The sequence below is a fragment of the Flavobacterium sp. Root420 genome (assembly GCF_001427905.1).
Classification (GTDB): Bacteria; Bacteroidota; Bacteroidia; order Flavobacteriales; family Flavobacteriaceae; genus Flavobacterium.
In genome coordinates, this window is the sequence record NZ_LMEF01000001.1 from 93,353 (window position 1) to 107,012 (window position 13,660).

Annotated in this window: 11 protein-coding genes; 6 read left to right on the forward strand and 5 right to left on the reverse strand. The window is 35.2% G+C overall.

What is annotated here, in order from left to right; translation table 11 throughout:
* Positions 1 to 390, forward strand: coding sequence for a DUF1634 domain-containing protein (locus tag ASC72_RS00410; protein WP_056186814.1), 390 nt, complete (start codon positions 1 to 3; stop codon positions 388 to 390).
* A gap of 154 nt (positions 391 to 544) precedes the next feature.
* Entirely contained in the window at positions 545 to 1,567 is a 1,023-nt protein-coding gene (locus ASC72_RS00415) for an LLM class flavin-dependent oxidoreductase (RefSeq protein ID WP_056185058.1), read from the forward strand.
* Positions 1,568 to 1,722: 155 nt separating this feature from the next.
* Here the strand turns inward: ASC72_RS00415 and ASC72_RS00420 are convergent, their stop codons facing one another.
* Positions 1,723 to 4,170 carry a TonB-dependent receptor gene (locus tag ASC72_RS00420; RefSeq protein ID WP_056185060.1) on the reverse strand — a complete coding sequence of 816 codons (2,448 nt, stop codon included), beginning with the start codon at positions 4,168 to 4,170 and terminating at the stop codon, positions 1,723 to 1,725.
* 179 nt (positions 4,171 to 4,349) lie between these two features.
* Here ASC72_RS00420 and ASC72_RS00425 point away from each other — a divergent pair, with 179 nt between their 5' ends.
* A complete protein-coding gene (locus ASC72_RS00425) occupies positions 4,350 to 5,630 on the forward strand; it encodes an acetyl-CoA C-acetyltransferase (protein WP_056185064.1) in 1,281 nt (426 codons plus the stop codon).
* 55 nt (positions 5,631 to 5,685) lie between these two features.
* On the opposite strand, the gene ASC72_RS00430 is transcribed toward ASC72_RS00425, so the two are convergent.
* Positions 5,686 to 6,297, reverse strand: a complete 612-nt coding sequence (locus ASC72_RS00430) for an FMN-dependent NADH-azoreductase (protein ID WP_056185066.1) — start codon at positions 6,295 to 6,297, stop codon at positions 5,686 to 5,688.
* Positions 6,298 to 6,405: 108 nt separating this feature from the next.
* Between ASC72_RS00430 and ASC72_RS00435 the strand changes: the two genes are divergently transcribed.
* Positions 6,406 to 6,720, forward strand: coding sequence for a helix-turn-helix domain-containing protein (locus ASC72_RS00435; protein ID WP_241775583.1), 315 nt, complete (start codon positions 6,406 to 6,408; stop codon positions 6,718 to 6,720).
* A 495-nt stretch (positions 6,721 to 7,215) separates the two neighbouring features.
* On the forward strand, positions 7,216 to 7,650 hold the full coding sequence (locus ASC72_RS00440) for a DUF1810 domain-containing protein (RefSeq protein WP_056185070.1): 435 nt from the start codon (positions 7,216 to 7,218) through the stop codon (positions 7,648 to 7,650).
* Between the two features lie 47 nt (positions 7,651 to 7,697).
* On the opposite strand, the gene ASC72_RS00445 is transcribed toward ASC72_RS00440, so the two are convergent.
* Complete coding sequence (locus tag ASC72_RS00445) at positions 7,698 to 9,140, reverse strand: serine hydrolase domain-containing protein (protein WP_082564211.1); 1,443 nt, start codon at positions 9,138 to 9,140, stop codon at positions 7,698 to 7,700.
* Between the two features lie 269 nt (positions 9,141 to 9,409).
* On the opposite strand from ASC72_RS00445, the gene ASC72_RS00450 reads away from it, so the two are divergent.
* Positions 9,410 to 10,060, forward strand: a complete 651-nt coding sequence (locus tag ASC72_RS00450; RefSeq protein ID WP_056185077.1) for a hypothetical protein — start codon at positions 9,410 to 9,412, stop codon at positions 10,058 to 10,060.
* A gap of 105 nt (positions 10,061 to 10,165) precedes the next feature.
* On the opposite strand, the gene ASC72_RS00455 is transcribed toward ASC72_RS00450, so the two are convergent.
* Positions 10,166 to 12,154, reverse strand: a complete 1,989-nt coding sequence (locus tag ASC72_RS00455; protein WP_056185080.1) for a heavy metal translocating P-type ATPase — start codon at positions 12,152 to 12,154, stop codon at positions 10,166 to 10,168.
* Between the two features lie 276 nt (positions 12,155 to 12,430).
* Complete coding sequence (locus tag ASC72_RS00460) at positions 12,431 to 13,660, reverse strand: efflux RND transporter periplasmic adaptor subunit (RefSeq protein ID WP_056185083.1); 1,230 nt, start codon at positions 13,658 to 13,660, stop codon at positions 12,431 to 12,433.

A 13,660-nucleotide genomic window follows, 5' to 3' on the forward strand; every position in this document is an offset into this window, starting at 1 on the left:
ATGCAAAACGAAAAATTCGGAGAAAAAGATTTTCAAACCATAATAGGAAATTTGTTGCGTTACGGCGTTTGGACTTCCTTATCAGTGGCATTTATTGGCGGAATTGTTTATTTGATGGGACACAGCACCGATATCGAAAACTACTCAGTATTTCATGAAAATGACCGAAATATATTTGAAGTAATTGGAGCTATTTATAAAGGTGTTGCGCAGGGAAAAGGAGAATCGCTGATCTTTTTCGGAATTATTTTACTTTTTCTGACGCCTGTATTTCGCGTTTTACTTTCTTTATTTTCTTTCCTTCTGGAGAAAGATTATCTTTATGTTGTGATTACGCTGATTGTTATTCTGATTATTTTGATCAGTGTTTCGTTTGGCTTCTCACATTAAAAATTGCTGTAAGCTATAAGCTGTAGGCTTTAGGCTTTTTAAAAAAGCTTAAGGCATAGTGCTTAAAACAAAAAAAATAATTGCTATAAGCATTAGCTGTAGGCTATCCAAAAAAGCTTACTGCTTATAGCTTATAGCCTAATGCCTAAAAAAAATGGAAATAGGAATTGACAGTTTTGCTTCGGCAATGTACGGCGACAACAATACTTTGAGTAGCGTTGATGCAATGGAACAATTACTCCAAAGAATCGAACTTGCCGATCAGGTTGGTTTGGATGTTTTTGGAATTGGGGAACATCATAAAAAAGAGTTTTTAGACTCGGCTACTGTGGTCATATTAAGTGCTGCTGCTGCGAGAACAAAAAACATCCGATTAGCCAGTGCCGTCTCCGTTTTGAGTGCTGCCGATCCGGTGAGAGTGTATCAAAGTTTTGCGACTTTGGATTTGATTTCAAAAGGTCGCGCCGAAATTGTAGTGGGCCGTGGTTCTTCTATTGAAGCCTATCCCCTTTTCGGATTTAATCTGAATGATTATGATGCGCTTTTCAAAGAGAAATTAGAATTATTTCTTCAAATTCGGGACAATGAATTTGTAACCTGGTCAGGGAAATTTCGTCCTGCAATAAATAATCTTCCAATTTATCCAAGAACAGTACAGGAAAAATTACCTGTTTGGCTGGGAGTTGGAGGGACTCCGGAATCTTTTATAAGAGCAGGATCTTTAGGTTTACCTTTAATGGTGGCTATAATTGGAGGACAAACACACCGTTTTCGTCCACTTATTGATTTATACCGACAAGCCGGAGCTGCTGCAGGATACAAACCTAAAGAATTGAAAGTTGGAATACATTCTCCTGGTTATGTTGGAACTTCAACAGAAAAAGCCATAGATGAATATTATCCGGGTTACGCCGAACTTTGGACAAAATTAGGGCTAGAACGCGGTTGGCCGCCCGTTACAAAAGCCAAATTTGACGGACTTATTGATGATGACGGTGTTTTAATTGTTGGAAGTCCGGAACGTGTTGCAGAGAAGTTATCAAGACACAGCGAATCTCTGGGAGGTGTAGACCGATTCACTTTCCAAATGGATAATGCGGGATTAACACACAAACAATTAATGAATGCGATAGAACTCATCGGTACAAAAGTGATCCCGTTACTTAAAAAAGGGTAATTTTTGCCACAGATTACACAGATTACACAGATTAAAAGGATTTTCTTAAACTATGAGATGACACCTTTGAACCTTTGCTCCCCTGTCCCTTTGAACCTATTAAATACAAAAACATCCGCCAATGGTGGATGTTTTTGTATTTAATCTTCTAAAAATTAAAACTTGTAAGTTACCCCAACTCTAAAGTTTCTTGGTGCTTCTGTCTGCCAGTAATAAGCAGAAAGCCATTCATAATAAGAACCACTGTAAAGGTATTTATCCAAAATATTGAAAACATTCGCAGTAACTTTTACTTTTCCTGTTTCATAAGATAAACCTCCGTCTAATTTAAAGTATGATGGTAATTTTTGAAGCCCTGCACTCCAGGTATCTGTTTGGCGTCCGTCAAGGAAAGTTCCTCCTAAAGAAACTCCAAATCCTTTAATTTTTCCGCTTTGCACTGTATAATTTAACCATGCATTTGCTGTATGTTTTGAATATCCAGGAACAATATCTCCTTTGTTAATACCAGTTGCAGCAGAAACTGCCGGATCAACTTCATTTACGATAGACTCAGTAAAAGCATAATTTGCAATTAAATTAAGTCCGTCGAATAATTTTCCTCTTAAATCAAACTCAATTCCTTGAGCTCTTTTCTCTCCTAAAACAACACTATATTGCTCTCCCGGTGTATTAGCCGGATCAGAAGTAAGTTCGTTTTTCTTTAAAATGCTGTACGCTGCTAAAGTAGTACTCCATGAACCGTCGAACCAGTCTTTTTTGATACCAAATTCAACGTTGTTACCAGTTAATGGTTTTACACTTTCACCGCTTTTAATAATTCCTGATTGTGGTGTAAAAGCCTGATCATATAATCCATAAACAGCAAGACTTTCGGTTACCGAATAACTAATTCCGATACGTGGTGTAATATGGCTATCGGAAATTGGAGCTCCGCCCCAGCTTGCCTGACTAATCCAGGTATATCTTCCTGCAAGTGTCAGTCTCAATTTATTTTGAAAGAAACCAATTTCGTCCTGAATATATCCTGCTGCATACTCTGAATTCATTAAACCTCCAGCATTTTTAGCTCTAATTGAAAGAGGTATTGTGTGATCAAAAGCAGGAAAACCATTAGATGGTACACCATAATTTGGACTGTAAACATTAAACGGCTCATCAACAGTATCAAGATCGTGAGATTGTCCCCAATCTGCTGCATAATCTTTATTTCCTAAATCTACTCCACTTAATATTTTGTGGCTAACAGCTCCTGTATTGAATTTTCCATTTAAGAAAATTTGCCCCAAATACATATTGCTTTCTGCATCCCAAATACCAGCATTTCTAATAATTTCACCCGCTGCAAGACTTCCTTCCGGAACACCGTTAAAATCTCTGTCTACAGGTCCAGGACCTACAACACCTGGCCATGAACTATATCCTTGTTGAATGTATTTAAAATAAGAAGTCTGTGCAGTTAATTTCCATTTGTCATCAAACTTGTGCTCAAACATCAAATATCCACTATGATCCTGAATATTAGTATCAGGCAATCCTGGTTGTGTCATGGTAAATCCAACAGGCAAAGTTCCATATCCTTCAGACGCAGGTCCGAAAACATAGTATGAACCAACTTCAGTCATATTAGCATACTGAAAATTATATTCAGCCGTAACTTTCGTTTTATCATCAATTTGATATGAAATTACCGGAGCAAGAACATAACGGTTATTGTGCTCAAATGCACGGTGCGAACCTTTGTTTTGAGCAGCTCCGTTAAATCTGTACAATAATTTTCCTTTTTTATCTAATTTACCATCAAGATCAATACTAACTCTGTAAAAATCGTAGCTACCGCCAAGAACAGATACCTCACCTTTTGTGATTCCGGTTGGCTTTTTAGTCACCACATTATAAAGTCCGCTTGGATCTCCGCTTGAAAGCATAAATCCTGCCGGTCCTTTTACAAATTCGATATGATCTACAAAACTCATATCTTCAGTTAATGGTCCCCAGAAAGAAGAAACTACATTAAATCCGTTACGGAATGCCTGAATTTGCGAACCACGCATGGTAATATTAGTATACAAATCTCCCCAGTGCTCCAAACGTACAGCACCACTTACGTTACGAATTACTCCGTCGCTCATACTTGTAATTTGTTGATCTTTTAAAGTCTGACCACTCACAATTTGAATGTTCTGTGGAATCTCTAAAACAGGTGTTTGAAGACGCAAAGACAAAGAAGGCTTGTCTTGCTTGTATTTATTTTTTGTAATAACAACTTCTTCAAGATCTTCCTGACTTTCAGAAAGTGAGAAATTTTTAGTTGTAGTTTGTTTCGATTTTACAACAATATTATCTTCAACTGCATGAATTCCTACAGCACGAATGCTAATTACATAAGTTCCTGGTTTCACACTTTTAATCTCGTATTGTCCATTTGAATTAGTGACAGCAGTATACTTCGTTCCTTTAAGAGCAACAGCAATGTTTTCTGCAGGAACATTTCCACTTAAGGAAATTTTTCCGGTAACTTTTCCAAGCTCCTGACTCATCATGTTTAGTGAGCTCAAAAGCAAGATAAAAAAGAAAACTTTTTTTATGGTTTGAATATTCATTTTGGGTAGGGTTAAAATTTTATGTCGCAAAAGTATGGTCTAAAATCTTGTTTTCCAAATTATTTTTAATGATTCTAAATAAACATAGTGTTTTATATCCTCATCTTTTATTTATCAAACAAACCTTAAAACCGATATTCTGCTTATCTTTAATGTGATAAACAAAATCTACTTCACAGATGAATAATAATAAAACCATTAGAAAAGTTGCCATTTTAGGATATAACCGAATTCCGTTTGCGCGTGCCAATACGGCCTACGCCAATATTGGAAATCAGGAAATGATGACTGCAGCCTTAAACGGCCTTATTGATAAATACAATTTAAAAGGACAATTATTAGGCGAAGTAGTCGGCGGCGCTGTGATTAAACATACGTATGACAGCAATTTGATTCGGGAATGTGTGATGAAAACAACTCTCGATCCTGCAACTCCGGCCTGCGATTTACAGCAAGCCTGCGATACCGGGATCGAAAGTGCTATTTATATTGCCAATAAAATTGCTCTTGGACAAATTGAATCCGGAATTGCCGGTGGTGTTGATTCGATTAGCGATATGCCAATTGCAGTAAGTGAAAAACTGAGAAAAATTCTGCTTAATGCAAGACAAGCAAAATCATTGGGAGAGAAAATCAAAAAATTTTTAAAACTTCGTCCGGCAGATTTAACGCCTTTGGTTCCCCGAAATGAAGAATCACAAACCGGACTTTCGATGGGAGGGCATACTGAAATTACAGCAAAACATTATCAAATATCCAGAGAAGATCAGGATAATCTGGCGCTTAAAAGTCATTTGAATATGGCGAAAGCGTATGATGAAGGCTTTTTTGATGATATGATTACGCCTTTCAACGGACTGGATAAAGACAATAATCTCAGAAAAGACAGCTCGATTGAAAAATTAGCCAAACTAAAACCTGCCTTTGATAAGGTAAACGGAACACTAACCGCAGGAAATTCAACACCACTTACTGACGGTGCTTCTTGTGTCCTTTTGGCCAGTGAAGAATGGGCTAAAGAACGTGGACTACCCATTTTGGCCTACATCACTTTTGCTGAAGTCGCAGCCATTGAGTATGTCAAAAATCAACAAAATCTATTGTTAGCGCCTTTATTTGCTGCAAGCAGAATGCTCGACAAAGCCGGCTTAAATCTGCAAGATTTCGATTATTATGAAATTCACGAAGCATTTGCTGCACAGGTTTTGACAACCTTAAAAATTTGGGAAAGCCCTGAATTGAGTGCACAAATAGGTTTAAAAAAACCACTTGGATCTATCGACAGAGAAAAATTGAATGTGAAGGGAAGCAGTTTGGCAGCCGCACACCCTTTTGCTGCAACAGGTGGAAGAATTATTGGTGTCATGGCCAAATTACTAAATGAAAAAGGTTCAGGAAGAGGATTTATTTCGATTTGTGCCGCTGGCGGACAAGGAATTACAATGATTATTGAGAAATAGCAATTTAGATAGTTACCTAACAGGTTTTTAAAACCTGTTAGGTTTCATTTTTAATTTAGAAAGCAAATTCCTCCACACTGGCCAGCGCCTTCGGTAAAGCACTCTCTGCAAAATCAGGAATCGAGGTTCCTTCTACACGGAAAGTAGTTACATCCGTAATTCCCAAAAAGCTTAATACAGTTCGAAGATACGATTCTGAAAAGTCGTAGCTTTTATAAGGCCCTTCAGAAAATATAGCTCCTGAAGCAATAGATAAAAATACTTTTTTATCTGTTACTAATCCTTTTGGTCCGTTCTCATCATAGCTAAACGTTTTACCTGCTCTTGAAACCTGGTCAATCCAGCCTTTTAATACGGCCGGAATTCCAAAATTATAAAGCGGTACACCAATTACAATAATATCGGCATCTAAAACATCTTTGATTGCTGCATCTGAATATTTAAGAGCCTCTTTTTGCGCTTCTGTATGAAGTTCTGCAGGCACATAAACTGCACTTATATGCAGGTCAGTCACGTATGGTAAAGGTGTTTTTGAAAGATCAAGTGTTTGCACTTGTATTTCATTATGTTCTGCTTTCAGTTTCTCCAAAATAGCATTGGATAATTTATTACTAAACGAAGCATCTCCTTTGACGCTTGTCACTATATTCAGAATTCTTTTGCTCATTTTTATATTTGTTTTGTTTGACAATACAAACTTATCTACATTTACTATCTCTTTTATAGTACTATCCTCAAGGATAGCGCTATCCTTGAGGATAGTAACATGTAGAATATGAAAACAAAGAACGAAATAGCCAAAGAAAAGATTTGCGGTGAACCAGAAGAATGCCTTGCAGTAGTATTACCTGTAAGAGATGCATTAGAAGTTTTAAGCGGCAGATGGAAGCTACCCATTTTGATTGCATTATCAAGCAGACCAAAACGATTTAAGGAGATTTCTAAAGATATAAACGGCATTACAGATAAAATGCTTTCTAAAGAACTTAAAGATCTGGAGATAAACAAACTGGTTACCAGAACGGTTTATGATACTTTTCCACCCACTGTTGAATATACGAGAACAGAACACAGCCACACTTTAATATAATGTCATTGGAGCATTAAAAGATTGGGGAACACTGCATCGCAAAGAAATAATTGGGAAATAGGTTTTGTTAAAAGTACTGAGGGGCTAAGGTTCTGAGATACTGAGGTTCTAAACTTTGCGACTCCTGTATTTGCAGGGTTAGTTTTACCGCAAAGAACGCAAAGTATTTTTTTTTAGTGTGCTTGTAATAGTCTTTATTAAGGTCGCAAAGCTGTGTGGTAAACTTTGGGTTTACTTTGGGTAAAAACTTCGCGACTTTGCGTCTTTGCGCGATTAAAACATTTTCCTAATAAACTTAAAACTTTGCGTCTTTGCGTCTTTGCGAGATTAAAACATTTTTTATAGGTTATTCGCAATTTATTCTATCTAAAAAGTGTCAAATTTTCTATTGTCGTATTTTTAAAAAAGCAACAATAAAAAAAGGATTTCATAATGTACAACCACACATATTTTCTGTAGTTTTATGGTCTGATCCCCAAATAAAATCAGCACATAATGGCATACAATAATAATGAATTAATGCGTTTTTTAGACGCCCAGAACAAGTTATACCTTTCAGCTCTTTCTGAAATTAAAAAAGGAAAAAAAGAATCTCCCTGGATGTGGTTTGTTTTTCCTCAGATTAAAGGATTTGGATCCTGCGATACTTCAAAATTCTACGAAATCAAAAATGCCGATGAAGCAATTGCTTTTTTAGAACATCCAATTCTGGGAAAACATCTTATCGAAATTACAGAAGAATTAATCAAAACAGAAGAAAAAACAGCAACAGAAATATTCGGAAACCCGGATGATGAAAAATTGCAATCCTGTCTGACTTTATTTGCCAGTATTCAAAATACAGAACCTATTTTTCAGGAAGCCCTGCACAAATATTTCGATGGCTCATCTGACTTTCATACGCTGCAATTATTGTATAACAATCTATAGCTTAAGTTATAAGTCTATTTTAAAGTACTCAAAGCAAGAATATTATCTTATTTTGATATTATTTTTAACTCTTTTATTTTTTTGCTTACTCTGGCCAGGTAATCCGGATTGGTATTTAATTCCATTGATTTGGTATAATTGTCCACAGCATTTTTTACGTCGTTATTTGCTTCATATGCTTCTGCTAAGCTGTCAAAAACATTAATCGATTTGGGATATTCCTGTGCATTTAAATTAAATACCACGAGCGCTTCAGTTACTTTTTTATCCTGATTTAAAAGTATATATCCAATTGTATTTAGATGCTCTTCAAAATTGACATTTGAATATTTTGGATCCTTTTTTAAAGAAACGAAAGTATTTTTCAGACCTGAAACATTTTCCTGTGCAGATTTTAGTAGTGTTTCGTATGCAGTAAAACTATAATCAATAATATCGTTATCTACAAAATGAGCAATGTGATTGACAATATTATCTACATTAACATCGCTTCCAATGCCATTTGCTAAAAATAGTATACTTAAATTATCTTTTGGGAAAATTCTATAGGCAGTTCTCCTTCCTCCGGAAAATCCATATGCTTTATGTCCATTTATAACGTTCTCATCCCATCCAAAAGTAAATTTAGAATCTGATTTTGTGTACGGAAACAGCTCCAACATTTTTTCTTTGGATTTTGCACTAATCAATTTATTATTATTGAATTTACTATCCCATTGTATGAGTGCGTCCATTGTCATATTCAGGCCGTTACAGCTACTAAGATAACTTCCGTTGTTTGGAACTTCTATTTGCAGTTTACCCGTTGCAAAATTAGAATATTGTGTAACTCTATTTGGAATAATATCTCTTGAATCTGTCGAGAAAAACACATTTTTATCAGCTGTTTGACTGAACTGATTCTCTGTTATAAATGCTGTTATATTTTGTTTACTTATGATTTCAATAATTTTCTGAAGCAGCCAAAAATTAGTTTGATTGTAGTCAAATTTTTCGCCTTTCTCAAATTGAATGGCATCTGCAAAAACTTTCTCACGCGCTTCATTTTCTGGCAGTTGCTCATAATTTACTATATCAGGAAGTCCTGAAGAATGTGTAAGCAAATGTTTTACTTGTACTGAATTCCAGGCAGTTGGCAAGTTATGGAGGTATTTTGAAATCGCGTCTTCTAATGACAACTTGTTTTGCTCAATCAATTGAAATGCTCCTGTAGCAATAATTGGTTTTGTTAGAGAGTAAAGCCTAAAAATAGATTTTTCAGAAATTGCCACATTCAATTCAATGTTTGCTTTTCCATAATTATTTCTATGGATGATTTTATCATTTTTAATAACTGCAACAGCGATTCCGGGAATATTATATTTGCCTAAAACTTCCATTAAATATTGGTCAATTTGAGCACTCGTTTCCAGTGCTTTCTTTGGTTGCACTTGTCCCATCAAAACGGTAAAGGAGAATAAAGCAGCAAACGATATAAATAGTTTTAGCATAATATTTTTTAATACGGGTTATCATTTTGGTTTTTGTGACAGTTCTTTCTTAGTTGCAAGTATGCTTTTTATAATCAAAATGCTATAAATATAGACGAATTTATCAAACCTAAAAAATGTAATGTGTATTACATTTTTTTTTAAAATCTTTTATAACAATTTACTATTCCTGCATCAATGTATAAAATGATTTTTCTATAAATTTAAAATAATCGTTCTTTAAATTTGTTTGAAATAAAAAAAGTCTCGTCTTCTTAACAAATACCATTATGAAATTAGAATACATTCAACTTCAAACAAACAATATTAAAGAAACGGAACTATTTTATAAAGATGTTCTTGACCTTAAAATCATGGAAAAGGGATTAAATTCACTTATAATTCAGATAGGAAGTTCTGTTTTAAAATTTATTGAAAACCCTGAATTTGATTCTATTTATCACTTCGCATTTAATATCCCTGAAAATAAACTTGAAGAAGCGATAAAATGGTGTGCCGACAAAATAGACTTAATACTAATTGAAGACAAACGTGTAATTGCAAATTTTGAAACCTGGAATGCAAACGCTATTTATTTTTATGACAATAATGGCAATTTATTAGAATTTATTGCAAGACATGATTTAGATAATTTTCAAATAAAAGAATTCAGTTCTAAATCAATTTTAAATATTAGCGAAATTGGTATTGTCCATGAAGATCCAATGGAATTGGGAGAACAATTAATAGAAAGTCATGATTTGATGTTTTTTGAAAAAAATTTTAATAGTGAAACTTTTGCTGCAATGGGAGACGATGAAGGTTTGCTGATCATCGTAAAACCCAACCGTAATTGGTATCCAACTCAAACACCTTCCAAAAGCAATAAAACAGGTATAATAATTAAAAATAAAGGAGCCAAAATTGAATTAAACTTCTAATGCGTTTTCTCATTTCAACACTTACGATTACTTAATAAATTTACAAAATAGAAAAGCCCAATTCAAGTTTATGAATTGGGCTTTAATTTTTATTTATTTTTAAGTTTAAAACTTCATCTTCTGAATCCTGACCGCATTCAAAATCGCCAATAAAGCTACGCCAACATCAGCAAAAACAGCTTCCCACATTGTTGCTAGTCCACCGGCACCTAAAATCAGTACAAATGCTTTTACAACAAAAGCTAATGTAATATTCTGCCAGACAATTTTTTTTGTTTGTTTTCCAATGTTGATTGCCATCGGAATTTTACTTGGTTTATCATCCTGAATAACAATATCGGCAGTTTCGATTGTGGCGTCGCTTCCTAAACCTCCCATCGCAATTCCGACCGTGCTTAAAGCAATAACCGGAGCATCGTTTACACCATCACCAACAAATGCTACGGTTTCATTTTTTGCTTTAATTTCGTTTAGTTTATTGACTTTATCTTCGGGAAGCAAATCTCCAAAGGCTTTTGTAATTCCGAGTTTATCTGCTACGAATTGAACGACATTGGTTTTATCACCGCTCAGCATCGTTACTTTAACGCCTAATGCTTTTAGTTTATTCACTGTTTCCTGAGCATCTTCTTTAATTTCGTCTGCAATGGTTAAATAACCGGCAAACTTCTTATCATAAGCAATTGCAATTGTCGTATAAACCACTGAATTTGGATCCAGATCGTATTTTATATTGAATTTATCCATCAATTTGAAATTCCCAACATGAAGTTCTTTTCCGTTAATTTCGGCTTTTAAGCCATGTCCGGAAATTTCTTCTACATTTTTCAATTCAATTGAAGCATCAATTTTGCCAACATGATTATGAATCGCCGTTGCCACCGGATGTGTACTTTGGCTTTCTAATACATTAACCAGTTTCAGGATTTCTTCTTTATCAAAATCATCGAAGATAATTACTTCCTGCACTTTAAAAACGCCTTCAGTCATGGTTCCGGTTTTATCCATTACAACGTTCTGAATTGTCGAAATACTGTCTAAAAAATTACTTCCTTTAAAGAGAATTCCGTTTTTGCTTGCAGCTCCAATTCCGCCAAAATAACCTAACGGAATACTAATTACCAAAGCACACGGACAAGAAATCACCAGAAAGACCAAAGCTCTGTAGAGCCAGTCACTAAAAACATAATTATCTACAAAAAGCATTGGCAACAAACAAATGGCAATTGCCAAATACACTACAATTGGTGTATAGATTTTGGCAAATTTTCGGATAAACAACTCAGCTGGTGCTTTTTTGGCTGTAGCATTCTGAACCATTTCAAGGATTTTAGACAATTTACTGTCTTTATAATCGGTGGTAACTTTAACCTGTGCAATTGTATTTTCGTTGATCATTCCGGCCAGAACGGTTTCTCCTTTTATCTTTGTTGATGGTTTGCTTTCGCCTGTAAGGGCTGCCGTATTAAACGATGCGGTATCAGACAATAATTCTCCGTCTAAACCTAATTTTTCGCCAGCTTTAAGTTGGATAATTGATCCAATTTTAACATCGGCGGCTTTGACTTTTGTCGCCACATTATTTTCTAAAATAGTAACTTCATCCGGACGCTGATCCAATAAACTTTTAATATTCGATTTTGCTCTGCTTACCGCCAATCCCTGAAAGTTTTCTCCAATGATATAAAACAGCATTACGGCAACTCCTTCGGGGAATTCCCCAATGGCAAAAGCGCCGATTGTAGCAATACACATCAGGAAAAACTCTGAAAACACATCGCCTTTCATAATGCTTTCATAGGCTTCTTTCAAAACCGGAAGTCCAACCGGCAAATAAGCGACAATATACCATCCAATTCTAACATATCCCGAAAACCAGCTTTGCGGAAAATAATTATCAAATCCAATTCCGATAAGTAATAAAACAAACGAAATGATCGCAGGAAGAAACATTTGAAACAAACTGCCATCAGCATTATGTTCGTGATCATGATCGTGTCCGTCATCCTCAGAATGATGATACTCTTCATGCGCTGAACAGCAACCGGATTGGTTTGGTTTCTTTTTAATTGTTTTTTCTTTTATATGTTCCATAAAATCTCTTTTGTTTCAAGTTTTCTTTGTTCAAAGTTTCAAGTTTTGAACTGTGTAGAAAACACTTTTTAAAGTTACATATTTTAAGGCAATTGTTTTTATCTAATAATTTTTATTTAATCTCGCAGGGGCGCTAAGTCGCAAAGTTTTGCTTTGAATTGCCTCCAGCTAAAGCAGGAAGCAATTCAACACATTTAAACTTAAAAAACTTTGCTACTCTGCGCCTTTGCGAGATTATTCCACACCAGCTTTAAAAAACTTAGCGGCAAAAAAAAATCAATGTTCATGTTCTCCCCCGCCCTTCATTGCCGAAAGCAAATAAAAAGCGCCTTCCGTAACAATTTTAGCATTTGGCACAATTTTATCAACAAACTTCACTTCAGTGAATCCTAAATCTGTTGTTCCCGGAATTACTTCAATGGCTTTAAAATGAATTTCTTCCTCATGGTTTTCTTTATTTTTGGTTTGTTTTTCCTGATGTTTTTCCTCTTCAACAAAAACAAAATATTTATCGGCATTTCGAACCACAGCATCTTTTGGCAAAGCAGGAACGGTCGCGTTTATAATATTAATATTAGCAGAAACATACATTCCCGGAATCAGGCCTTTGGCATCAGCCGATTCAATTTTAGCGTGAACAGCAACCGTTTTACTTTCGTTTGAAAAAGATTTATTGATTCCGAATATTTTTCCTTTAATAGATTTATTGGATTGATTTGTCAATACAAAATCAATTACCTGACCAACAGAAATAGAGCCTAAATCTTTCTCATAAACATTCAAATCCAAATGCATTTGACTATTGTCAACCACTTCAAACAACGAAACTCCAGTTTGGGCGTACGCACCTTTTGCAATGCTAATTTTACCAACATATCCATTTATTGGTGCAACAATTGGCACTAATGAAGTGCTTCCTTTTGTGCTTACATACAAGGCTTCTAATTTATTTTTCGCTGCTTGTGCTCTTGCCCGTTCTGCGGCTAATTTTGCTTTAACTTCCTGAAACGTTTTCCTCGGATTCACATTTTCATCACTCAATATTTTCTGGCGGTTGTATTCTAACTGCAAATATTCAATATTGGCTGTGGCTGAATGGTACTCTTCCTGCATTTCAATTACTTCCAGATTTTGAATGGTTGCCAACACCTTTCCTTTATTCACAAAAGTACCTTCCAAAACAAAAATGTCTTTCACGGTTCCGCCAATTAAAGTCGAAACTTCAGCGGAGTTTTGAGGAGGAACTGTAGTGTACCCGTTCGCTTTGATAACTTTATTAAGGTTTCTGTCTTCCACAAAACCTGTTTCAATTCCGATTGTTTTGTATTGAGAAGTCGTTAATGACACTTCTGTCTGCGATTTTTCTTTTTCGTGTGTTTCTTCTTTTTTTTTCTCATTGCAACCTATTACGACACTATAAGCAACAAGCAATACGCTATAGGCTGCTTTCCTTTGCGAACTTTGCGTAAAAAACTTTGCGGCCTTTGCGGTTAAATTTATTTTCAT

Bases quoted from the DNA above. Each gene is read 5' to 3' on its own strand.
- ASC72_RS00410 (WP_056186814.1), top strand. From the start codon at position 1: ATGCAAAACGAAAAATTCGGAGAAAAAGATTTTCAAACCATAATAGGA.
- ASC72_RS00415 (WP_056185058.1), top strand. From the start codon at position 545: ATGGAAATAGGAATTGACAGTTTTGCTTCGGCAATGTACGGCGACAAC.
- ASC72_RS00420 (WP_056185060.1), bottom strand. From the start codon at position 4,170: ATGAATATTCAAACCATAAAAAAAGTTTTCTTTTTTATCTTGCTTTTG.
- ASC72_RS00425 (WP_056185064.1), top strand. From the start codon at position 4,350: ATGAATAATAATAAAACCATTAGAAAAGTTGCCATTTTAGGATATAAC.
- ASC72_RS00430 (WP_056185066.1), bottom strand. From the start codon at position 6,297: ATGAGCAAAAGAATTCTGAATATAGTGACAAGCGTCAAAGGAGATGCT.
- ASC72_RS00435 (WP_241775583.1), top strand. From the start codon at position 6,406: ATGAAAACAAAGAACGAAATAGCCAAAGAAAAGATTTGCGGTGAACCA.
- ASC72_RS00440 (WP_056185070.1), top strand. From the start codon at position 7,216: ATGGCATACAATAATAATGAATTAATGCGTTTTTTAGACGCCCAGAAC.
- ASC72_RS00445 (WP_082564211.1), bottom strand. From the start codon at position 9,140: ATGCTAAAACTATTTATATCGTTTGCTGCTTTATTCTCCTTTACCGTT.
- ASC72_RS00450 (WP_056185077.1), top strand. From the start codon at position 9,410: ATGAAATTAGAATACATTCAACTTCAAACAAACAATATTAAAGAAACG.
- ASC72_RS00455 (WP_056185080.1), bottom strand. From the start codon at position 12,154: ATGGAACATATAAAAGAAAAAACAATTAAAAAGAAACCAAACCAATCC.
- ASC72_RS00460 (WP_056185083.1), bottom strand. From the start codon at position 13,660: ATGAAAATAAATTTAACCGCAAAGGCCGCAAAGTTTTTTACGCAAAGT.